This window comes from Shewanella donghaensis (assembly GCF_007567505.1).
Classification (GTDB): domain Bacteria; phylum Pseudomonadota; class Gammaproteobacteria; order Enterobacterales; family Shewanellaceae; genus Shewanella; species Shewanella donghaensis.
Genome location: NZ_CP041783.1, coordinates 1,657,431 through 1,680,767, shown reverse-complemented (window position 1 = coordinate 1,680,767; position 23,337 = coordinate 1,657,431). Strand labels below are relative to the sequence as shown.

23 protein-coding genes are annotated in these 23,337 nt (G+C 40.8%); all 23 read left to right on the top strand.

Annotation, left to right across the window (positions count from 1 at the left end):
- Positions 1 to 89 precede the first annotated feature (89 nt).
- The 23 genes from fliE (at position 90) to FPK91_RS07025 (ending at position 23,328) form a co-directional block, all read left to right on the top strand.
- On the top strand, positions 90 to 431 hold the full coding sequence (fliE, locus tag FPK91_RS07135; RefSeq protein WP_144209958.1) for a flagellar hook-basal body complex protein FliE: 342 nt from the start codon (positions 90 to 92) through the stop codon (positions 429 to 431).
- Between the two features lie 113 nt (positions 432 to 544).
- Complete coding sequence (gene fliF, locus FPK91_RS07130) at positions 545 to 2,167, top strand: flagellar basal-body MS-ring/collar protein FliF (RefSeq protein WP_405127358.1); 1,623 nt, start codon at positions 545 to 547, stop codon at positions 2,165 to 2,167.
- Positions 2,157 to 3,203 carry a flagellar motor switch protein FliG gene (fliG, locus tag FPK91_RS07125; RefSeq protein WP_144209954.1) on the top strand — a complete coding sequence of 349 codons (1,047 nt, stop codon included), beginning with the start codon at positions 2,157 to 2,159 and terminating at the stop codon, positions 3,201 to 3,203. Before fliF ends, fliG begins: the two co-directional genes overlap by 11 nt.
- Positions 3,204 to 3,248: 45 nt before the next feature.
- Positions 3,249 to 4,349 carry a flagellar assembly protein FliH gene (gene fliH, locus FPK91_RS07120; RefSeq protein WP_144209952.1) on the top strand — a complete coding sequence of 367 codons (1,101 nt, stop codon included), beginning with the start codon at positions 3,249 to 3,251 and terminating at the stop codon, positions 4,347 to 4,349.
- Positions 4,318 to 5,655, top strand: coding sequence for a flagellar protein export ATPase FliI (gene fliI / locus FPK91_RS07115; RefSeq protein ID WP_144214236.1), 1,338 nt, complete (start codon positions 4,318 to 4,320; stop codon positions 5,653 to 5,655). The genes fliH and fliI overlap by 32 nt, the downstream gene beginning before the upstream one ends.
- On the top strand, positions 5,655 to 6,101 hold the full coding sequence (fliJ, locus tag FPK91_RS07110; RefSeq protein WP_144209950.1) for a flagellar export protein FliJ: 447 nt from the start codon (positions 5,655 to 5,657) through the stop codon (positions 6,099 to 6,101). Before fliI ends, fliJ begins: the two co-directional genes overlap by 1 nt.
- Positions 6,102 to 6,263: 162 nt before the next feature.
- On the top strand, positions 6,264 to 7,946 hold the full coding sequence (locus tag FPK91_RS07105; RefSeq protein WP_144209948.1) for a flagellar hook-length control protein FliK: 1,683 nt from the start codon (positions 6,264 to 6,266) through the stop codon (positions 7,944 to 7,946).
- 100 nt (positions 7,947 to 8,046) lie between these two features.
- Positions 8,047 to 8,571 carry a flagellar basal body-associated protein FliL gene (gene fliL / locus FPK91_RS07100; protein WP_144209946.1) on the top strand — a complete coding sequence of 175 codons (525 nt, stop codon included), beginning with the start codon at positions 8,047 to 8,049 and terminating at the stop codon, positions 8,569 to 8,571.
- 27 nt (positions 8,572 to 8,598) lie between these two features.
- A complete protein-coding gene (fliM, locus tag FPK91_RS07095; RefSeq protein ID WP_144209944.1) occupies positions 8,599 to 9,624 on the top strand; it encodes a flagellar motor switch protein FliM in 1,026 nt (341 codons plus the stop codon).
- Positions 9,625 to 9,734: 110 nt separating this feature from the next.
- On the top strand, positions 9,735 to 10,121 hold the full coding sequence (fliN, locus tag FPK91_RS07090) for a flagellar motor switch protein FliN (RefSeq protein WP_144209942.1): 387 nt from the start codon (positions 9,735 to 9,737) through the stop codon (positions 10,119 to 10,121).
- Between the two features lie 24 nt (positions 10,122 to 10,145).
- A complete protein-coding gene (fliO, locus tag FPK91_RS07085) occupies positions 10,146 to 10,559 on the top strand; it encodes a flagellar biosynthetic protein FliO (protein WP_227006709.1) in 414 nt (137 codons plus the stop codon).
- 5 nt (positions 10,560 to 10,564) lie between these two features.
- Positions 10,565 to 11,311: a flagellar type III secretion system pore protein FliP gene (fliP, locus tag FPK91_RS07080; protein ID WP_144209939.1), complete on the top strand. Its 747-nt coding sequence runs from the start codon at positions 10,565 to 10,567 to the stop codon at positions 11,309 to 11,311.
- Between the two features lie 12 nt (positions 11,312 to 11,323).
- Positions 11,324 to 11,593 (top strand): flagellar biosynthesis protein FliQ, encoded by a 270-nt coding sequence (gene fliQ, locus FPK91_RS07075; RefSeq protein ID WP_144209937.1) that lies wholly within the window; start codon positions 11,324 to 11,326, stop codon positions 11,591 to 11,593.
- 3 nt (positions 11,594 to 11,596) lie between these two features.
- Positions 11,597 to 12,400, top strand: a complete 804-nt coding sequence (fliR, locus tag FPK91_RS07070) for a flagellar biosynthetic protein FliR (RefSeq protein ID WP_144209934.1) — start codon at positions 11,597 to 11,599, stop codon at positions 12,398 to 12,400.
- 6 nt (positions 12,401 to 12,406) lie between these two features.
- Complete coding sequence (gene flhB / locus FPK91_RS07065) at positions 12,407 to 13,537, top strand: flagellar biosynthesis protein FlhB (protein ID WP_144209931.1); 1,131 nt, start codon at positions 12,407 to 12,409, stop codon at positions 13,535 to 13,537.
- 115 nt (positions 13,538 to 13,652) lie between these two features.
- The gene (gene flhA, locus FPK91_RS07060) at positions 13,653 to 15,752 is read left to right on the top strand and encodes a flagellar biosynthesis protein FlhA (RefSeq protein WP_144209928.1); all 2,100 of its coding nucleotides are present in this window, start codon (positions 13,653 to 13,655) and stop codon (positions 15,750 to 15,752) included.
- A 30-nt stretch (positions 15,753 to 15,782) separates the two neighbouring features.
- Positions 15,783 to 17,168 (top strand): flagellar biosynthesis protein FlhF, encoded by a 1,386-nt coding sequence (gene flhF, locus FPK91_RS07055; RefSeq protein WP_144209925.1) that lies wholly within the window; start codon positions 15,783 to 15,785, stop codon positions 17,166 to 17,168.
- A 4-nt stretch (positions 17,169 to 17,172) separates the two neighbouring features.
- A complete protein-coding gene (locus tag FPK91_RS07050; protein ID WP_144214232.1) occupies positions 17,173 to 18,054 on the top strand; it encodes a MinD/ParA family protein in 882 nt (293 codons plus the stop codon).
- Complete coding sequence (locus FPK91_RS07045; RefSeq protein ID WP_144209922.1) at positions 18,047 to 18,766, top strand: RNA polymerase sigma factor FliA; 720 nt, start codon at positions 18,047 to 18,049, stop codon at positions 18,764 to 18,766. Before FPK91_RS07050 ends, FPK91_RS07045 begins: the two co-directional genes overlap by 8 nt.
- A 41-nt stretch (positions 18,767 to 18,807) precedes the next feature.
- The gene (gene cheY, locus FPK91_RS07040; protein WP_144209919.1) at positions 18,808 to 19,191 is read left to right on the top strand and encodes a chemotaxis response regulator CheY; all 384 of its coding nucleotides are present in this window, start codon (positions 18,808 to 18,810) and stop codon (positions 19,189 to 19,191) included.
- Positions 19,192 to 19,205: 14 nt separating this feature from the next.
- Positions 19,206 to 19,943 (top strand): protein phosphatase CheZ, encoded by a 738-nt coding sequence (locus FPK91_RS07035; RefSeq protein ID WP_144209916.1) that lies wholly within the window; start codon positions 19,206 to 19,208, stop codon positions 19,941 to 19,943.
- A 16-nt stretch (positions 19,944 to 19,959) separates the two neighbouring features.
- Positions 19,960 to 22,179: a chemotaxis protein CheA gene (locus FPK91_RS07030; protein WP_144209913.1), complete on the top strand. Its 2,220-nt coding sequence runs from the start codon at positions 19,960 to 19,962 to the stop codon at positions 22,177 to 22,179.
- Between the two features lie 24 nt (positions 22,180 to 22,203).
- Positions 22,204 to 23,328, top strand: a complete 1,125-nt coding sequence (locus FPK91_RS07025) for a protein-glutamate methylesterase/protein-glutamine glutaminase (protein ID WP_144209910.1) — start codon at positions 22,204 to 22,206, stop codon at positions 23,326 to 23,328.
- The last annotated feature ends 9 nt before the right edge of the window (positions 23,329 to 23,337 follow it).

The following is a 23,337-nucleotide window of genomic DNA, read 5'->3' as shown; positions in this document are numbered from 1 at the left end:
TGGTGCAAATTATTTATTGTTGGCATCCTACTTGCTAAATCTATTGTAACTGTTTTAACTCGTCAATTATCCGGCGAATGGAGATTACAATGCAGATTGGCTCAAATCCTTTTTTACAAGAAATGCAATCCTTACGTGGCGAAATCTCTCCAAATTTAGGCTCGCCAATCAAACCGGATATGATTCAACAAGTCGGTAATACAACAGGTGCTGATTTTGGTCAGTTGCTATCTCAAGCTGTTGGTGGTGTCGCAGAATTACAGACGAATGCGGGTAACTTAGCGACTCGTTTAGAAATGGGCGATAGCACAGTGACATTATCAGATACCGTTATTGCGAGAGAAAAATCAGGCGTAGCATTTGAAGCGACTGTTCAAGTTAGGAATAAACTTGTAGAAGCTTATAAAGAAATTATGAGCATGCCTGTTTAATTTTTCGTTACAGCATTAAAGAATAATAGGTAAATATTGTGAGTACAGACCTCGTATTAGATTCAAGTTCAGTCGACAACGCCGGCATTCAGCAGGAAAATAAACCTGGCTTGATGAGTTCGTTTGGTGGTGCAGACTTTATGCGTCAAATTACTATGATACTGGCGTTAGCGGTATGCCTAGTTTTGGCTGTATTCATGATGATTTGGGCGCAAGAGCCTGAATACCGACCTCTTGGTGAAATGCAAACTACTGAAATGATCCAAGTATTGGATGTACTCGATAAAAATAAAATCAGTTATAAAATCGCTGGTGATGTGGTGAGTATTCCTGAAGATAAATATCAAAATGTGAAACTACTTTTAGGTCGTGAGGGTGTCGAGACTAATAGCCAGCCAACAGACTACTTAAGTAAAGATAGTGGCTTTGGTGTAAGCCAACGCATGGAGCAAGCACGATTAAAGCAAAGCCAAGAAGTAAACTTAGCCCGTATTATTGAAGAGTTAAGAAGTGTCAGCCGTGCCAAAGTGATTTTAGCGTTACCTAAAGAAAATGTATTTGCGCGAAATAAATCTAAACCGAGTGCCACTGTCGTTGTCAGTGTTCGCCGCGGAAGTCTAGGACAAGAAGAAGTAGATGCTATTGTCGATATCGTCGCATCTGCAGTACAAGGCTTAGAACCTACGCGCGTTACCGTTACCGATTCCAATGGCCGTTTATTAAACTCTGGCAGCCAAGATGCTGCTTCATCAAGAGCACGTCGTGAGCTTGAACTTGTTCAACAACAAGAAGCTGAATATCGCAATAAAGTCGAATCAATCTTGATGCCGATCCTCGGTCCTGAAAATTTCACATCACAAGTTGATGTGAATATGGACTTCACCGCTGTTGAGCAAACAGCAAAACGTTTTTCACCCGATTTACCCGCAGTCCGCAGTGAAATGACAATAGAGCGTAACTCTAGTGGTCAATCAATGGGTGGAGTTCCAGGCGCGTTATCAAATCAGCCGCCAATGGAGTCAGATATTCCTCAAGAGGTGGGCGGGGCAGAACAAGCCAGTGCAGCCAGTGGAAATACTTTTAGAGAAGCCACTCGAAATTTTGAATTAGATACCACCATTAGCCATACCCGCCAACAAGTAGGTGTTGTTCGCAGAGTCAGTGTTTCTGTCGCAATCGATTATAAACCAGGTGTGCCAGATGAAGAAGGCGTGGTATCTCGCGTGCCACGAACGGAGCAAGAATTAACTAATATTAGACGATTACTTGAAGGCGCCATGGGCTTTACTAGTCAACGTGGTGATACTTTAGAAGTAGTGACAGTCCCATTCATGGATCAGCTGATTGAAGATTTACCTGCACCAGAAATGTGGGAAGAACCTTGGTTCTGGCGAGCTGTAAAACTTGTTTTAGGTGCATTCCTTGTATTAGTTCTCATATTGTTTGTTATTCGCCCAATGTTGAATAAGCTACTCAAAACAAATGAAATTGAAATGCCTGAGGACACACGTTTAGGTAATGAACTTGCAGAGATTGAAGACCAGTATGCTGCAGATACCCTAGGAATGCTCAACACCCAGCAAGCTGATTATAGTTATGCTGATGATGGCTCTATTCAAATTCCGAATTTGCATAAAGATGATGATATGATTAAGTCAATTCGGGCATTAGTCGCGAATGAACCTGAACTATCTACCCAAGTGATTAAGAGTTGGTTACAAGACGATGGCAAATAAAAACGCTGAAGCTGCTGAAGCATCAACAGGCTCGAAGGTTGATGATCTTTCTGGTATTGAAAAAACCGCAATTTTATTACTGAGTTTAAGCGAAGCTGATGCAGCTTCGATATTAAAACACCTAGAGCCTAAACAGGTTCAAAAGGTGGGTATGGCGATGGCGGCAATGCAAGATTTTGGTCAAGAAAAAGTCATTGGTGTGCATAAACTTTTTCTTGAAGAAATTCAAAAGTTTTCCTCAATTGGTTTCAACAGTGAAGAGTTCGTTAGAAAAGCATTAACAGCAGCACTTGGTGAAGATAAAGCAGGTAATTTGATTGAACAAATTATCATGGGCAGTGGCGCAAAAGGATTGGACTCACTCAAGTGGATGGATGCCCGCCAAGTTGCTACGATTATTCAAAATGAACATCCTCAAATTCAGACCATTGTTCTTTCTTATTTAGAACCTGATCAAGCAGCAGAAATCTTTAGCCAGTTCCCAGAAAATACTCGCTTGGACTTAATGATGCGTATTGCTAACTTAGAAGAAGTTCAGCCAGCAGCATTGCAAGAGTTAAACGATATCATGGAGAAACAGTTTGCCGGTCAGGGCGGTGCGCAAGCCGCTAAAATGGGTGGCTTGAAAGCCGCTGCGAGTATCATGAACTTCTTAGATACAGGCGTTGAAAGTCAGATCATGGAAACTATGCGTGAATCAGATGAAGAAATGGCGCAACAAATACAAGATCTTATGTTTGTGTTTGAAAACCTTATTGATGTCGATGATCGCGGTATTCAAGCTCTACTTCGTGAAGTGCAGCAAGACGTATTAATGAAAGCGCTCAAAGGTGCAGATGATCAGCTATCTGACAAAATTGTTGGTAATATGTCGAAGCGTGCGGGAGAATTACTTAAAGACGATCTTGAAGCCATGGGGCCAATTAGGATCAGTGAAGTCGAAGTCGCCCAGAAAGAGATTCTTGCTATTGCGCGTCGTTTAAGTGACAGTGGCGAAATTATGCTTGGCGGCGGCGGCGGAGAGGAGTTCCTCTAGCATCGATAACCACCAATTTAATCCGAAGTAACATTAGGCAATATAATGACTGAATCTAAAACCAACAAATCAAATGAAATTGATGACAGCGTAGATTTTAGTCACTGGCAATTGCCAGATGTTACCCAGCAAAAAAACGATGTGGAATCGAATTTATTTGGCCAGTTAGGCCGAGATAACCCTCAACCTATTCTAGATGAACAACCGCTGCTACCACCGACAATGGCTGAAATCGAACAAATTCGAGCTGAAGCTGAGCAAGAAGGCTTAGCACAAGGACAGGCAGAAGGGCATGGTAAGGGGTTAGAACAAGGCCGTCTTGAAGGTTTAGAGCAAGGACATGCAGAAGGTTTTGCTCAAGGTGAGCAGCAGGGTTATGACGTTGGCCTAACCAAAGCTAATGATATGCTCGAACGTTTATCTGCTTTAGTTCAGCAATTTGAGCAACCATTAATGGTACTTGATGCTGAATTGGAAGCTGAGCTATTACAGCTTTCAATTAATTTGGCTAAATCAATTGTTGGTAATGAATTACAAACCCATCCTGAACATATCTTATCGGTTTTACGCCAAGGTGTTGACTCGCTTCCTATCAAGAAACAGCAAGTCACACTGAGGTTTTGTCCTGATGACGCCACTCTCGTATATCAATTATATAGCGACAGCCAGCTAGAAAAAAATAAGTGGGAAATCGAGGCTGATCCCTCACTGAAAGTCGGTGATTGTATCATTCAAAGCGAGCGTTCTAATGTTGATTTACGTGTTGAAGAAAGGATGAAACAAACCTTCACAGAACTGCAACAACAAGTTGCGGGCATTAACGCCAATGTGCAAACGGTAAAGTCAGAGTCAAACCAATATACCACTAAGATAGTTGATGAGTTCTCCGTTAGAAATAGTGAACTATCTGCAGAGACTGTTGCTGATGAGACTTTTGCAACAGAGGCTGTAACCACTGAAGCTGTAACTACAGAGACGCTTGCAACAGAGACTCTAAGCGCTGAAACAGAAGTCCACCCCGAAACTCAAGCAACAGAAATCTCAGAACCTCAAATAGCATCGAATCAAGCCGAAATAATTCATAATGAACCGTCACAACTTGGTGAGGTCGATGATGCAAAACCGTCAACATCAATTACTGAATAAAATTAAACTTCAAAATAGTAAAGTTAGCCCAATAAGACCCGTTGCCAGTGGTCAATTAGTGCGCGTTGTTGGCTTAACACTTGAAGCGACAGGTTGCCGTGCTCCTGTAGGCAGTTTATGTTCAATAGAAACCATGGCTGGTGAGCTGGTTGCTGAAGTTGTCGGCTTTGATGATGAGTTGCTATATCTCATGCCAGTCGATGAGTTAAGAGGAGTATTGCCAGGGGCAAGAGTCCAACCACTGGGTGAGCAGTCAGGACTAAATGTCGGTCTAAGCTTATTGGGCAGAGTGCTTGATGGCAGTGGTTTACCTCTAGATGGTCTGGGACCATTGAATACTGATCAAAATGCTTCTAGACATGCGCCGCCTATCAACCCGTTGTCTCGAAGAGCGATTACTGAACCTCTTGATGTCGGCGTTAGAGCAATTAATGCGATGCTAACGGTGGGTAAAGGTCAGCGGATGGGCTTGTTTGCAGGCTCAGGTGTGGGTAAAAGTGTACTTTTAGGGATGATGACACGTGGTACCACTGCAGATATTATTGTGGTTGGTTTAGTTGGTGAGCGTGGTCGAGAAGTCAAAGAATTTATTGAAGAAATTCTAGGGCCTGAAGGACGAGCTCGTTCAGTGGTGGTCGCTGCACCTGCAGATACTTCACCACTAATGCGTTTACGCGCCTGTGAAACCTCTACTCGAATAGCCGAGTATTTTAGAGACTTAGGTTATAACGTGTTATTGCTGATGGACAGTTTAACTCGTTATGCTCAAGCACAGCGTGAAGTCGCACTTGCTGTTGGTGAGCCGCCAGCGACCAAAGGTTATCCACCTTCAGTATTTGCCAAACTGCCTAGATTAGTTGAACGTGCTGGAAATGGTGGCCCTGGTCAGGGCTCTATTACGGCATTCTATACCGTACTAACAGAAGGCGATGATCAACAAGATCCGATTGCTGATGCTTCTCGTGCCATTTTAGATGGTCATATCGTGTTATCCAGAACACTTGCTGATTCTGGTCATTATCCTGCGATTGATATCGAGCAATCTATTAGCCGTGTCGCACCTATGGTGATAAGTGAAGCTCATTTAGAATCTATGCGTTTAGTAAAACAGATGTATTCCCTTTATCAGCAAAATAGAGACTTAATCTCTATTGGTGCTTATTCACAAGGTAGCGATCCTAGAATTGATAATGCCATCAGATTACAACCAGCGATGAATGCTTTTCTACGTCAGGGCTTTAAAGATGTTATTTCATTTGATAATAGCCAACTTATGGTAGGGCAGATAGCTGCTCAGTGTAAATAATGCGCCGAGCAGATCCTCTAATTACGGTATTGAAAATAAACAAAGAAGCTGAAGAGCAAGCTGCTTTGCAGCTTAAATCGGCTCAATTAGAATTACAAAAAACTGAAAGCCAATTAGACGCTTTAAATAATTACCGGCTAGAGTATATGAAACAGATGGGTGAGAATCAGGGAAAGGTATTATCTGCCAGTCAGTACCATTCTTTTCACGAATTTATAAAACAGGTTGACCAAGCTTTAGTTCAACAAGTTAACACCGTTAAAGAAGCGCAAAAACAAACCCACCATCGACAAGTTCATTGGCAAGAAAAGCAGCAAAAACGTAAAGCTGTAGAGTTATTATTGGAAAAGAATGCTCAGAAGGCCCTGCAAATAGCCAACAAGCGTGAACAAAAAGATTCAGATGAATTTGCCATGCAACAATATATTCGTAAAAAACGCCGCTAGATTGAGCTTCTGTTCTCTTTTTATGATTTTCGTTCTTACTCCTACTTACTTTTGGCACTTTTATTGCTTTGTTCTGTGTATCAATGACAGAGTGTCAGCAATGTGACAATAATAAAATCAAAACGATAAATTGATTTTTGATGTAATGACTTGGAGTCGGTTATGCAGCAAGTGAGTAATATTTTACTTGGAAATAGCACTAAAACTGCGAGTTCTTTTAATGAGAACGCAACGCAAGATGCTGATAATAATTCATTTTTGTCTGCTTTTAACGAAGCGTCACAAGCAGATGCAAAAAAAGTGAATACAGATAAAACGGAGACTTTCACTCAGACATCTTTAACAAAAGATAATATTGATGAAGCCGATGTTGATTTAATTTTTGCACAAATTGATTTAGCTGAAAACTTTGAAGGCAATAAAGATACTGGTGAAGATGGCAAAGTTCTGCCGTTACCAATTCAAGCCAATGAAGGTGATGTTACATTGGAAGGCCAAAATAAGCATCTTGATAATAAGTTAGTACTTGATCATCAACTTCCAATTGTCGACGCTAGCCTAGCAGATGCAGATGTTAATTCAGATAATAGCAACACCTTAAACATGAGTGTTAGTGAACTGCTAGGCAGTTTGTCTTCAGAGCAGTTAGGCGCATTGTCAGCGTTCAGTTCAATGAACGAAACAGAGCTATCATTACTTTCCCCTGGCCAGTTAAACCAATTGATAACCGATTTTAATCAACAGCCATCATTGGAATCTAGCATAGTGATTCAACCTGGTGCTGCGATTGAAACTATGACGTTGCAATCTCCTTTATCAACCAATCAGATAGAATTAAATTCGCAAACAAATAGCGTTCAAACAACTAGTACTGAAGCGTCTAGTACTCAAGCGTCTAGTAATCAGAATACATATGTTCAAGCTACTAATATTCAGAATTCTAGTAATGCATCTATCCAACAGAATGAATTGTCTAAAAGTGCTGATGGTTTAAATCAATCAACGCTGGATAAACTTAATGCAGTTGTAACTAATAGTGTCGTTACTAATGAATTAACAATTAAGGCGGTAGCAACTAATGCTGCGGTATCGAATGTAGCTGCAGATAAGACTTTGGGTGATGCTGACAGTGTTGAAGGAAAGATTAACCCTAAAGATCCTGCAGTTAATTTAGCTAAAGCAGAACTTAGCGTCTCGCTTGATAAAACAGTAAATATGAATGGGAATAACAATCCTGTGAGTAGCGCATCTGCCAACAGCAGCGCGCTAAGTCAAATATCACCCCCCCTATCCACAAGTGAGCTTACTGCAGAGTTAGAACCCATAGATTTAAAATCAATACAGAATCAAAGCAGTTTAACGTCACCTCATAAAAGTGACGTCCCTCAGTTTCAGTTATCGTTACGACAGGGCGCCGAATCAGTAGTTCAAATGCAAGAAATGATTCAAAAATTTGCACCGGTTATGAAGCAACAATTAATTACGATGGTTGGGCAAGGGATCCAGCAAGCGGAAATCCGTTTGGATCCAGCAGAGCTTGGACATATGGTTGTACGAGTACAGGTTAATGGAGATCAAACCCAAGTCCAATTTCAAGTTGCTCAATCACAAACTCGAGACTTGATTGAACAAGCTATTCCTCGTTTGCGTGAAATGTTAGCTGAAGAAGGTATGCAATTAGCTGATAGCCATGTTTCTCAAGACGGTGAAAGACATCAGGGATCTGAATATGATGAATCAAAAAGTTCTGATGAAACACTTTTGGATGAATTATCGGCACAAGAACTTGAGTTAACGACAAAACATGCAATGAGTAGCAATTCAGCTATAGATTATTATGCTTAATTCGGTAACCTATAGCGTAATCATATTGCAATAATTGTGACGTTGCGAATTAAGTTAACGTTAGCAGAGCAATAGCAGTAATAAATTAATGGAATGAATCATGGCTGAAGAAGAGTCTTTAGAATTAACAACGGAAAATGCGCCTAAAAGTAAGAAAAAACTGATTATCTTCGCTGCAGTAGGTGTTGTATTACTAGCACTGATCGGTGGTGGTTTATTTATGTTTTTAGGTAGTGAGGATGAATCAACTACCGCTTTGCCCGGTATCGCGACTGCAGAAGACGTATCATCAGACTCATCAACGAAAGGCAAAGCAAATTATGTTGGCATGCCAAGACCCTTTTTATTCAATTTACCCGGTGTTGATCGTGCAAGATTAGTTGAAATTAAAGTTCAGTTAATGGTACGCGGTGATGATGGCACCACGGCAAAAATGCATATACCGCTTATTGAAGATGCGTTGTTAACCACCTTTAGCGCTGCAGATGTACAAAAACTCAGTACTCAAGCTGGCAAGGATGAACTAAGGCAGCTGGCATTATTAAATGTACAAAATACATTGCAACCAGTTACTGGCCAAAAAGTTGTTGAAAAGGTGCTTTTTACTGGCTTTGTAATGCAATAACGTTGTGAAGAAATCCAAGGTGATGATGTGAGTGATTTATTAAGCCAAGATGAAATTGATGCTCTACTGCACGGGGTCGATGACGTTGATGAAGATGAAATCAATGATAGTGATGAGACCCGTTCTTATGATTTTTCATCACAGGATCGTATTGTTCGTGGGCGAATGCCTACGCTTGAAATTGTAAACGAACGATTTGCCCGCCATTTACGCATTAGCATGTTCAACATGATGCGTCGTGCTGCTGAAGTCTCTATCAATGGTGTACAAATGCTCAAGTTTGGCGAATATGTCCATACTTTATTTGTGCCTACAAGCTTAAATATGGTGCGATTTAGTCCATTAAAAGGGACTGCATTAATTACCATGGAAGCGAGATTAGTCTTCATTCTCGTGGATAATTTCTTCGGCGGTGATGGTCGCTTTCATGCAAAAATCGAAGGGCGTGAATTTACACCAACAGAACGTCGTATTGTTCAATTATTATTAAAAATCATTTTTGAAGATTATAAAGATGCCTGGGCACCTGTTATGGATGTCGAGTTTGAGTACCTCGATTCTGAAGTTAATCCTGCAATGGCGAATATTGTTAGCCCAACCGAAGTTGTGGTGATTAATTCATTCCATATTGAAGTTGACGGCGGTGGTGGTGATTTTCATATCACCATGCCTTATTCAATGATTGAGCCGATACGTGAATTACTTGATGCCGGTGTTCAAAGTGACAAACAAGATACCGATATGCGTTGGGGACAAGCACTTCGTGATGAAATCATGGATGTAGATGTGGGTATTGATGTCAACATCATCGAGCATGACGTAACGTTAAGGGATGTTATGGGCTTTAAAACCGGTGATATTATTCCTATCGAGTTACCTGAACATGTCATGATGCGAGTAGAAGACTTACCAACGTATAGATGTAAGTTAGGTAAGTCTCGCGATAATCTAGCATTGAAAATTAGTGAAATCATACCAAGACCAGAAACCGCAAAATCAGAATTGCAGTTGATCACTCGCCAAGGTAAAGCGCGTGATATTTCAGATTTATAAGCTTAACTGCAATGCCGTACGGCTCTGGAATAAAGATGATATTAAAGATTACAAACAATCATGCAACCAAGAATAAGCTGCATGATATTTTATATTTATAAGGTGATGTAATGAGTGATGATACTGACGATTGGGCAGCAGCAATGGCTGAACAGGCTATTGAAGAAGCTAAAGAAGCTGAACAAGTAGCACTTGATGAGCTTGTGGATGAAGCTGCTCCGATCTCTAAGAGTGAAGCAGAAAAGCTTGATGGAATAATGGATATTCCCGTCACTATTTCAATGGAAGTAGGGCGCAGCTTTATTAGTATTCGTAATTTATTACAACTTAACCAAGGTTCAGTTGTCGAGCTCGATAGAGTGGCAGGTGAACCCCTTGATGTTATGGTTAACGGTACATTGATTGCTCATGGCGAAGTTGTGGTTGTGAACGATAAATTTGGTATCAGACTTACCGATGTGATTAGTCAAACTGAACGTATTAAAAAATTGAAGTAATAAGCTAATTATTAAGGGCTTACTGTGCTAAATGTCATTTCATCTTTAGTCTTATCAAGTAATACTGTAAATGAGACCGCATCAGTCGTGGTCGTAGATAAAGCACCAGAAGCCTCAAATATCGCGGCATTATCAAGCATGATGGGCGGGCTGATTGTCGTTATTGTCATAATATTTGTGCTGGCTTATATCGTAAAAAAATTAAACTTAGTTCAGTCAAATCAAGGGGTGATAAAAACGATTGCGGTAACCTCACTCGGCCAAAAAGAAAAATTAGTCGTAGTTGAACTTGAAGGCCAGCAGTATTTATTAGGTGTGACCTCACAACAGATTAATTTAATTGAAAAGTTAGACTCTTCGGTAGAGATTGAAACTAATACTTTTGCTAGTCGGCTTAAGCAAGCAAAAGCACAAACAGCAGAAAAGGCCAAGGAATAGCAATAATGAAAAAATGGATAGTGATTACATTATTGGCAGGATTGTTTTTTACTCCATTAAGCTTTGCTGAACAAGGATTACTCAAAGCAGTAACTGTTACCGCTGGGGCTGATGGCGGTACGGAATACTCTGTCACCATGCAGATCCTGTTGCTAATGACTGCAATGAGTTTTATTCCTGCAATGGTCATCATGTTAACGTCATTTACGCGGATCATTGTGGTGCTATCTATTCTGCGACAAGCACTCGGTATGCAGCAAACACCCTCAAATCAAGTACTAATTGGTATTAGTATGTTTATGACTTTTTTCATTATGGCGCCCGTATTCGACAAAATCCATGCACAAGCTGTTGAGCCATACATGAATGAAACCATGACAATGCAGCAAGCTTTTGAGGTAGGTAAAGAGCCGTTAAGGCAGTTTATGTTATCGCAGGTGAGAACGACAGATTTAGAAACCTTTATTGAAATATCGGGTTATACCAACATTGCTTCACCAGAACAGGCCCCAATGACAGTGTTGGTGCCAGCATTTATTACCAGTGAGCTAAAAACAGCCTTTCAAATAGGTTTTATGTTGTTTGTCCCTTTTTTAGTCTTGGATCTGGTCGTGGCGAGTATTTTGATGGCAATGGGTATGATGATGTTGTCTCCAATGATTGTTTCTTTGCCATTTAAAATTATGTTGTTTGTACTCGTTGATGGCTGGGGTCTAGTATTAGGCACCCTAGCAAATAGTTTCGGAACATAAGGAGCGACACAGATGTCACCAGAATCACTGATTGATATTTTTCGCGAAGCCTTATCCGTCATTGTATTAATTGTATCGGCAATCATTTTACCTGGTTTGTGTGTTGGCCTCGTTGTGGCGGTGTTTCAGGCAGCGACATCTATTAACGAACAAACATTAAGTTTTCTTCCTCGTCTATTAACCACATTATTCTCGCTGATGTTTTTAGGTCATTGGCTAGTACAAACTATGATGGACTTTTTCTATACCATGGTGGATATGATCCCGCTGGTTATAGGTTAATTTATGGACATTTTATTTGAGGAGATTAGTCAAACAATCGCCGCGTATATCTGGCCATTATTTCGTATTTCTTCAATGTTAATGGTGATGACCGTCTTTGGATCGAAAACGACCCCTTCTCGTATTCGATTATTATTAGCAATGGCTATTACCGTTGCTGTTGCACCAGTTTTACCTCCCATCGAATACATTGAATTATTCTCTTTAAGTGCAGTATTTATTACCGCACAACAAATTCTAATAGGCACAGCAATGGGTTTTGTGACTATTCTTGTCATGCAAACCTTTGTATTAACCGGCCAAATTATAGGTATGCAAACCAGTTTAGGTTTTGCCTCAATGATTGATCCTGCGTCGGGGCAACAAACCCCTGTGGTGGGTAATTTCTTTTTGTTACTTGCGACGCTGATATTTTTGAGTGTTGATGGCCATTTGCTGATGTTTAAAATGCTGGTGGCGAGTTTTGAAACATTACCTATTTCTAATCAAGGTTTTACGATTGCTAATTATAAGAAGTTAGCCGATTTTGGTAGTTACATGTTTGGCGCTGCATTAACAATGTCTATTTCTGCGATTGTGTCACTGTTATTGATTAACCTTTCATTTGGGGTTATGACCAGAGCATCACCTCAGTTAAACATTTTTGCCATTGGTTTTCCTGTAACCATGGTGAGTGGCCTACTCATTTTATGGTTAACCTTAGAGCCGATCATGTCTCATTTTGATCAAGTTTGGATGCAAGGGCAGTTGCTCATGTGTGATATTTTACAATTAACGTGTCAGATTGATGGCTCAATAAGCCAGTAGGGTTATATGGCAGAAGATACTGGTCAAGAACGCACAGAAGACCCCACCGCCAAGCGACTGCAACAGTCGCGTGATAAAGGTCAGGTTGCTCGGTCTAAAGAGCTCGGTACTGCAGCAGTATTATTAGCCTCTGCTGTAGGATTTGCTCTAGTAGGCCCCGATCTCGCAAGAAGTTTACACAGTGTTATGAGCCAGATGCTGACGATGGAAAGGGATCAAATCTTTGATACTAATTCAATGTTCAGAGTTTGGGGGATCATCGGCAACGAACTTGCTTGGCCACTCATAAGTCTTATCGCTTTTTTAGCATTTGTAGCATTCTTGGGGAATATTGTCTTAGGTGGCATCACTTTTTCTGTAAAAGCTTTTATGCCTAAAGGCAGTAAAATGAACCCTGCTAAAGGTTTCAAAAGGATGTTTGGCACTCAAGCTTTAGTTGAGCTAACTAAAGGTATTGCTAAGTTTGCTGTAGTTGCTATTTCCGCATATTTTTTATTAACATTTTATTTCTTGGAAATTCTAACCCTATCTACCGATCATCTACCTGGCAATGTATATCATGCATTGGAATTATTGGTGTGGATGTTTATTTTGTTGTGCTCGTCAATGTTACTAATTGTTGTCATCGATGTACCTTTTCAAATATGGAATCACAATAAACAGCTAAAAATGACCAAACAAGAGGTCAAAGACGAATACAAAGATTCTGAAGGTAAACCAGAAGTAAAAGGCCGTATTAGGCAAATGCAGCACGAAATGGCCAATAAACGCATGATGTCAGAGGTGCCTAATGCAGATGTGATTGTTGTCAACCCTGAACACTATGCCGTTGCGGTAAAATACGATGCTATGCGATCTGCTGCGCCTTTTTTATTAGCAAAAGGTGTTGATGATGTGGCATTTAAAATTCGTGAGCTTGCCCGCGAACATGAAGTTCCGATAGTTTCAGCGCCACCACTAGCAAGGGCTATTTATCACACCACTAAAATAGATCAGCAAGTGCCAGAAGGTCTATTTACTGCCGTTGCACAAATTCTTGCTTATGTGTTCCAGCTTAAGCAATATCAGAAGGGACGCGGTAAGCGGCCCAAGGCCATTCCTCTAAATCAACCCATTCCAGATGATTTAAAACATTAATTGGTTTAATTAATAAGCGTTCAAGTCTGTAATGCTTGGGTTCTCCTAAATTTGGCTTAGTAATTGCAATTCGCTTGTATCAGCGTCAAAATAATTACTAGAAGGTTTATCGCCAATGAATGTGAAAGTAGCACTAGATCAAGCTAAGCAAATTCGGTTTAGCTCATTTAAAGGTATTGGTACGCCTTTATTAGTGCTTGCGGCATTAGGTATGGTTGTACTACCAATGCCACCTTTCTTACTCGATATCTTATTTTCTTTCAATATTGCACTGGCACTTGTTGTCTTACTGGTATCAATTTACAGTGATCGCCCTTTAGATTTTGCAGCGTTTCCTAGTGTGTTACTTGTCGCGACATTACTCAGATTAGCATTAAATGTTGCATCAACTCGTATCGTGTTACTTGAGGGACATAACGGCGGCGATGCAGCTGGTAAAGTCATTGAAGCATTTGGTTCGGTAGTGATCGGCGGTAACTATGCCGTTGGTTTAGTGGTGTTCTTAATTCTGATTATTATTAACTTCGCCGTTGTGACTAAAGGTGCCGGACGTATTTCTGAAGTGAGTGCCCGTTTTACCTTGGATGCGATGCCTGGCAAACAAATGGCTATCGATGCTGACTTAAACGCTGGCACGTTAACGCAAGAGCAAGCGCGTGTACGTCGTGCCGAAGTGACTAAAGAGGCCGATTTTTACGGTGCAATGGATGGTGCTTCAAAATTTGTAAAAGGTGATGCCATTGCTGGCATCATGATTTTAGTTATCAATATTCTAGGTGGTTTTGTTATTGGTATGGTGCAGCACGGTTTAGATTTCTCCAGTGCTGTTGAGATATATACCTTATTAACCATTGGTGATGGTTTAGTCGCACAAATCCCAGGCTTATTGTTATCGATTGCTGCAGCGTTAATGGTCACACGCCAAAATGAATCTGGTGATATGGGCGGAATGATGATCAGCCAGATGTTTGATAGTCATAAATCGATGGCTATCGCATCGGCAGTGTTATTTGTCATGGGTGTTGTTCCTGGCATGCCACACTTTGCGTTCTTAACATTTGCGGTTATAACAGCGGTTAGCGCTTATTTTATTTATAAACGTAATAATGATAATAAAACAGCCGCACTTGAAAAAGCCGTAAAAGGTCCTGCGGAAGTTAAAGATACAGAACCTAAAGAGTTAAGTTGGGAAGATGTTCAGCACGTTGACACCATTGGACTTGAGGTTGGCTATCGCCTTATTCCTTTAGTAGATAAAAGCCAAGGCGGCGAATTATTAAGCCGCATTAAAGGTGTACGTAAAAAACTATCTCAAGAATTGGGTTTTTTAGTACCAGCAGTGCATATTCGCGATAATTTAGATTTGTCACCGAATAGCTACCAAATATCCTTAATGGGGGTTGTCGTTGGTGAAGCTGAAGTAAGACATGATTGTGAGTTGGCAATTAACCCTGGTCAGGTTTATGGCAAACTTGATGGCATTGAGACAACGGATCCCGCTTTCGGTCTTGAGGCCGTGTGGATTGCGCCAGAACAACGTGAACATGCACAAACATTAGGTTACACAGTTGTTGATACTGCAACGGTTGTTGCCACACATATTAGCCAATTACTAACGAATAATGCGGCGAAATTACTGGGCTATGAAGAAGTGCAGCAGTTAGTCGACATGCTTGCTAAAAATTCACCTAAATTAGTTGATGGCTTTATACCAGACATAATGCCATTAGGCTCTGTGGTTAAAGTGATGCAAAACCTTCTTAATGAAGGAGTTTCTATCCGTGATTTACGAACTATTGTTCAAACACTGCTAGAATACGGTACTAAGAGTAACGATACGGAAGTATTAACAGCGGCAGTGCGTATTGCGTTGAAGCGAATGATTGTCCAGGAGATTTCAGGACCAGAACTAGAAATCCCTGTCATAACATTGGCGCCAGAGTTGGAACAGATGTTGCACAAGTCTATGCAAGCGACAGGTGGTGAAGGCCCTAATATTGAACCAGGCCTTGCAGAACGTATGCAGAAGTCATTATTAGATGCTTCACAGAAGCAGGAAATGGTTGGACAACCAGCCATTTTATTGACATCAGGTATGCTTAGATCAACCTTGTCACGATTTGTTAAATATACTATTCCTAATTTACGGGTTATTTCGTACCAAGAAATACCAGATGAAAAGCAAATACGAATCGTATCTGCAGTTGGGCAATAGCAATGACTTTCAGTTTGAAAGAGGTGCGTAGTGAAGATTAAACGATTTTTTGCCAAAGACATGCGTTCTGCATTAGCCCAAGTTAAAGAGACTTTGGGTTCTGATGCGGTAATCATGTCGAATAAAAAAGTAACTGGTGGTATAGAAATTGTTGCAGCAGTTGACTACGATGAGCCTAAAGCTGATGTGGCTGTTAACTCTCCGGTACCGGGCTTTATGAATTTAAGCGATGATCAAGTATCTATTGGTGCGAGCAAGCCAGCAATAAAAGCGCAAACTAAAGTCAGCCCACCACCTGTGGCAGATTCATTACAAGCATTATTAGAGAAACAACATATTCGTTTGCAACAGCAAATGACTCAGCAACAAGAAGAACCAGAACTACCTGATTGGGCTAAGCAGCTAGAAGCAAGCAAACCTGCTTATAAAGAATCCAAAAAACCACAACAATTTGTTGAACCATCTCGACCTTCCCCAAAAGGTCATTCTACTGAAATGGAAGCAATGAGAGAAGAGATGGCATCATTACGTGGTTTGTTAACCCATCAAGTGTCATCATTGATGAAAGAACAAAAAAAGCGTACCGATCCTGTCGGTGCAATGCTTGAAAGTAAGTTAATCGCAGCTGAGTTTTCACCAGCTGTCGCAACAAAGTTATCAGGATTAAGCCAACACTTTTCACCTGCAGATTTAGTGAGGGCTTTACCACAAAGTTTGGCAAACTTATTAGATAACCAAGGTGATGATATTGTTAGAACTGGAGGTGTCGTTGCTTTTGTTGGTCCTACCGGTGTGGGAAAGACAACATCGCTGGCTAAATTAGCAGCAAGATTTGCTGCACATCATGGCCCAGAGCAAGTTGCATTGATAACAACTGACCATTATCGCATTGGAGCCTTTGAGCAATTGGCAACTTATGGCAAAATAATGGGCTGTCCAGTTAAACAAGCACATGATTTAGCTGAATTAGAACAAATTCTTTATCAGTTTAAGAATCGTAAGTTAGTATTAATTGACACTGCAGGTATGGGACAGCGTGATTTACGTCTATATCAACAGTTAGATGACTTGATGGCAAACACTAGAATACCAATTAGAAGCTATTTAGTGATGTCAGCAACATCTCAAAGAAAAGTATTAGAAGATGCTGTGGAACATTTTAAAAGAATCCCATTATCAGGGTGTATACTGACAAAGTTAGATGAATCAGTATCAATTGCTGGTGCATTAAGTGTATTAATACAAAATGGGTTACCATTGAGTTATGTAACAGATGGTCAACGCGTTCCTGAAGATATGCAAGTTGCTGATACACTTACGCTAGCAAAACAAGCTTTAGCAGCATTAAACGAGACAAAACCTCAAACGTCACATGACACTGCGTGGTCAAATGACATGGCCTATGCATTCGAGTAAAGATATGACCCGAGATCAAGCAAGTGGTTTACGTATGATGAATCAACCAAATAACGATAAAGTAAAAGTAATTGCAGTTAGTGGTGGTAAAGGCGGCGTGGGTAAAACCAGCGTGTCTATTAATACCGCAGTTGCACTTGCTGAGAAAGGCAAACGTGTTTTAGTACTCGATGCCGATTTAGGACTCGCTAACGTCGATGTGATGCTAGGGATTAGAGCTGAGAAAAATTTATCTCATGTTCTATCTGGTGAATCTGAACTGGATGACATTATTGTTAGAGGCCCTAAAGGTATTGGTATTGTTCCCGCTACGTCAGGGACACAAGCAATGGTTGAGCTAACACAAGCTCAACATGTTGGCTTAATTCGTGCCTTTAGTGAAATGAAAACTCAGTTCGACATATTAATCGTTGATACTGCAGCCGGTATCTCCGATATGGTGCTGAGTTTCTCTCGTGCTTCACAAGATGTATTGATTGTAGTTTGTGATGAACCGACATCAATAACAGATGCTTATGCACTGATAAAAATCCTCAGTCGTGAGCATGGTGTGTTCCGCTTCAAAATTGTTGCAAATATGGTGCGTAGTTTGCGAGAAGGTATGGAGTTATTTGCAAAACTAAGTAAAGTAACAGATAGATTTTTAGATGTAGCTTTAGAACTTGTTGCAACCGTGCCATTTGATGAAAATTTACGCAAATCAGTTCGTAAGCAAAAATTGGTTGTTGAGGCATATCCAAAGTCACCAGCAGCGATTGCTTATCATGGTTTAGCGAACAAAATTATGAGTTGGCCAGTGCCTCAGCAACCAGGTGGGCATTTGGAATTCTTTGTAGAACGTCTTGTTCAACGTAAAGAGTCACAAGAGGATTCGTCGAGTGAATAAAGCCGCAGCGTATACTCAGTTTGATAATAAAACTTCAATTGTTGAACAGTATGCTCCGTTGGTAAAAAGAATTGCACATCATATGTTGGCAAGGCTGCCTGCATCGGTGCAACTTGATGACTTATTACAAGCAGGGATGATGGGGTTACTGGAAGCATCGTCAAAGTTTGATGGCAGTAAAGGGGCTAAATTTGAAACCTTTGCTGGGATCCGTATACGTGGATCAATGATTGATGAAATTCGTCGTGGCGACTGGGTGCCACGCTCCGTGCATCGCAATCAACGCAGAGTCGCTCAAGTTATTGATGAGTTAGGCCAAGATCTAGGGCGTGATGCAAGGGATACTGAAATTGCAGAAAAATTGGAGATGTCACTAGATGAGTATCACCATATTTTAAACGATGTTTCAGTAGGAAAGATCATAGGGATTGAAGATTTAGGGGTGTCGGAAGATGTAATTGTAACCAATGAATTAACCCATGATGAAAGTTATGATTCATTGGCTGAAACGCAATTTAAATCAGCGTTAGCAGAAGCCATTACAACATTACCCGAAAGAGATGCGCTAGTTTTGTCATTATATTATGACGAAGCATTAAATTTAAAAGAAATCGGTGCCATTCTTGAAGTCAGCGAGTCGCGTGTTAGCCAGATATTAAGTCAGGCAATGCTAAGACTCAAAGGTAAACTCAAGCATTGGACACAGGTATAATTACTAATAAGAGCAGTGTTTGAAGCTCACCGGAGGAAACCTTGGACAAGAATATGAAGATACTTATTGTTGATGATTTTTCAACAATGAGACGTATCATTAAGAACTTGTTGCGAGACTTGGGATTTAACAATACTCAAGAAGCAGATGATGGGTCAACAGCATTACCGATGTTACAAAAAAGTGATTTTGATTTTGTTGTAACAGATTGGAATATGCCAGGAATGCAAGGTATTGACTTGTTAAAGGCAATTAGAGCCGATGATTCATTGAAGCATTTACCTGTGTTAATGGTAACAGCTGAAGCGAAACGTGAGCAAATTATTGCTGCAGCACAAGCTGGTGTTAATGGCTATGTTGTTAAACCATTCACAGCAGCAACGTTAAAAGAAAAGCTCGATAAAATCTTTGAGCGTTTAGCGTAAGCAAAGGATAAGTTATGCAGGAAGCTACGATAGGGCTCATCGATCTTGAGCAAGCCCAGCAACTTGTTAAATTGCTTGAAGATGGTAAACAAGAACAAGCTGATGAGGTCATTCGTGACTTATCAGCGCCTCTCCAACGAGAGTTATTTGATGAAGTAGGTAAATTGACTCGTCAATTACACAGCTCATTAAATGAATTTCAGTTGGATACTCGCCTAGCTGAACTTGCCAACACCGAAATACCTGACGCAAAAGAAAGATTGAACTTTGTCATTGATATGACAGAGCAAGCTGCAAATAAAACCATGGATGCAGTTGAAGAATGTCTGCCTTTGGCCGATACAATAATTAGTAACATTCAATCGGTCACACCAATGTGGGACAAATTGATGCGCAGGGACATATCTTTAACTGAGTTTAAGTCCTTATGTCACGATGTTCAGCACATTATGTCGCATAGCGAACATGATTCAAATCGCTTAAGAGAGCTGCTAAATCAAATATTGATGGCGCAAGATTTCCAAGATTTGACTGGGCAAATGATTAGCCGTGTTATTGATTTAGTTAGAGAAGTCGAATGCAATTTAGTTTCCATGCTGACAATCTTTGGCGAAAGTGCAGCTGACTCAGAACGGGTCGTTGAAGAAAATAATATTGAAGCAGAAGGCCCTATCTTAAATGCCGAAACACGTGAAGACGTTGTGACAGGCCAAGATGAAGTTGATGATCTGCTATCAAGTCTGGGTTTCTAATTAGGAGTCAAATTTAATGTCTTTTGATGTTGATGAAGAGATACTCCAGGACTTTTTGATTGAAGCTGGTGAGATTTTAGAGCTTCTACAAGAGCAACTTGTCGCTCTTGAAAATAATCCTGATGATAGTGATTTACTAAATGCGATCTTTAGAGGTTTCCACACTGTCAAAGGTGGAGCAGGCTTTTTAAGTCTTGGCCCTATGGTCGATGTTTGTCACGAAGCCGAAAATACGTTTGATTTACTTCGAACTGGCAAGCGTGAAGTAAATGCCGATTTAATGGATATCATTTTACAAGCTGTTGATGCAATTAACAGCATGTTTGCACAAACTCAGCAAGGTCAGCAACAAGATGATGCGGATCCTGGTCTTTTACAACGCTTAAAATTATTGAGTTCTGGCGCGCCATTACCATCTGAAGTCTCCGCGGTTGTAGAAGACGTTATCGTTGCACAAGAGCCCATTGCCGATATCGCCCCAAATTTCATTGAAGAACCAAGTGATTCTGCAGGTTCAATAGATGATATCGATGAAAGTGAATTCGAGGCATTACTCGATGCACTTCATGGGGAAGGTAAAAGTCCTACAATTAAAAGCAGCACAGACGCTGTAAATCAGGTTGCTTCTGAGCCAGTAGGGAGTGCTGCAAGCACATCAAGCGATGAAATTACAGATGATGAATTTGAAGCCCTACTTGATGAACTGCATGGCTCAGCTAACGCAAATTCACCAGTAGTTCCAGAACCACAGGTTGTTGCAGAAGTCGTCAGTGCACCAAGTGTAGATTCTGATGATATTAGTGATGATGAATTTGAAAAACTATTAGATGAATTACATGGCAAAGGATCTGCTCCTGCTGCTGTTACAGCGCCTAAAGCATCGACTCCTGCAGCAGTAAAGCCTAGTACTCCGCCAGTGCAAGCAACTGCCACAGTAAAAGCATCAGCGCCATCAACAACTCCATCAGTAACACCTAAACCAGTTGCGCCTGCTAAGGCTCCTGCAGTTGCAGCTAAAAAAGCTGAAGCGCCTAAAGCACAGTCAGCAATGCCGCAAGGTGAAACAACGGTGAGAGTTGACACTTCTCGACTTGATCAGATTATGAACATGGTCGGTGAGTTAGTGTTGGTGAGAAATAGATTAGTCAGCTTAGGGATCTCTCGTGATGATGAAGAGATGTCTAAAGCACTTGCTAACTTAGATCTTGTTACTGCCGATTTACAAGGCGCAGTAATGAAAACCCGAATGCAGCCTATTAAGAAAGTTTTTGGTCGCTTCCCAAGGGTTGTTCGAGATTTAGCAAGAACACTGAATAAAGAAATTGATTTAATCATGGTAGGTGAAGATACCGACCTTGATAAAAACTTAGTTGAAGCACTTGCCGATCCATTAGTCCATTTGGTCAGAAACTCTGTTGATCATGGCATTGAAATGCCAATTACCCGTGAAGCAAGTGGTAAGTCTCGAACTGGTACAATTACGCTGTCAGCGAGTCAAGAAGGTGACCATATTCTTCTCAAAATTGAAGATGATGGCGCCGGAATGGATGCTGAAAAATTAAAAGAAATTGCCATCAGTCGCGGTGTGTTAGATGAAGATTCTGCATCGAGAATGACTGATAACGAAGCGTATAATTTAATTTTCGCTCCGGGTTTTTCTACCAAGGTAGAAATCTCTGATATTTCAGGGCGTGGAGTTGGTATGGATGTGGTAAAAACCCGCATTACTCAACTAAACGGCACTGTGCATATAGATTCAGTCCAAGGTAAAGGCACAATATTAGAAATCAAAGTGCCTCTGACATTAGCTATTATGCCAACGTTGATGGTCGATGTTGCTAAGCAAGTGTTTGCTTTACCACTTTCAAGTGTTAACGAAATATTCCATCTAGATCTAACTAAAACCAATGTAGTCGATGGTCAATTAACCGTTATTGTGAGAGATAAAGCCGTTCCCTTGTTCTACCTCGAGCAATGGCTACATCGTAATAAAACAAATCTAATTCATGGTGACAAAAAACAGGGTCATGTCGTTATTGTTCAACTTGGAACAATGCAAATAGGATTTGTTGTCGATGCGCTAATCGGTCAAGAGGAAGTGGTGATTAAACCGCTAGGTAGTATGTTGCAAGGAACGCCAGGAATGGCTGGTGCAACCATTACTTCAGACGGAGGTATTGCACTTATTCTGGATGTACCGGGCTTATTAAAATATTACGCCAAAAGTAAAAATTAAAAGTTCCAATATTTAAGGAATTAAATGGCTACTAAAGTTTTAGTTGTAGATGATTCAAGCTTCTTCAGACGCCGCGTGAGTGAAATTGTCAATCAAGACAATGACCTTGAAGTCGTTGGTGTTGCAGTCAATGGCCAAGAGGCCATTGAGATGGCTGTAAAGTTGAAGCCGCAAGTTATCACTATGGATATCGAAATGCCCGTTATGGATGGTATTACTGCTGTCCGTAAAATAATGGCGACCAATCCAATCCCAATTTTGATGTTTTCCTCTTTGACCCATGATGGCGCTAAAGCAACACTTGATGCTTTAGATGCTGGTGCATTGGACTTTTTACCTAAACGATTTGAAGATATTGCATCAAATAAAGATGATGCAATAAAGCTACTCCAACAAAGAGTGAAAGCATTAGGGCGAAGACGTCTTTATAAACCGATTCAAAGAGCTAATACAGCCCGCTCGGACTCTGCTTCAAGCCTTGGTTCTGCAAGAGCCTCTATATCGACCAAGTCATCAAATGTTGTTGGAACTGCGCCTGTAAGCAGTGTTTCTTCGATTCGTGCCAGTGGCAAGAAATATAAAGCATTGCTTATCGGCACCTCAACAGGCGGGCCTGTTGCACTTCAGAAAATCCTAACGGCATTTCCAGTAAACTATCCGCATCCAATTTTATTAATACAACACATGCCTGCTGCTTTTACGCCAGCATTCGCTAGTCGTTTGAATAGCTTGTGTAAAATTGAAGTGAAAGAAGCACAAAGTGGAGATGTGCTTAAACCCGGTTGTGCTTATTTAGCCCCTGGTGGCATGCAACTAATGGTTGAAAGAAGTGGTTCTCTTGGCCGTTTGAAGGTGATTGCAGGTAATGCTGACATGAATTATAAACCTAGTGTCGACATTACTTTTGCTTCAGCTTCAAAAGTCTTCGGTAGTGATGTTCTCGCTGTTGTACTTACCGGTATGGGCGCAGATGGCCGTGAAGGTGCTAGAATGCTGAAAGCTGTCGGTGCCAATATATGGGCGCAAGATGAAGCCAGTTGTGTGGTGTATGGTATGCCTCAAGCGGTTACTGCCGCAGGTATTTCAACTCATTCTATTGCTTTAGAAAATATGGCAGAAGCTATTCTTAAAGAGACATCTCGTGGCTAAGGCAAGTCG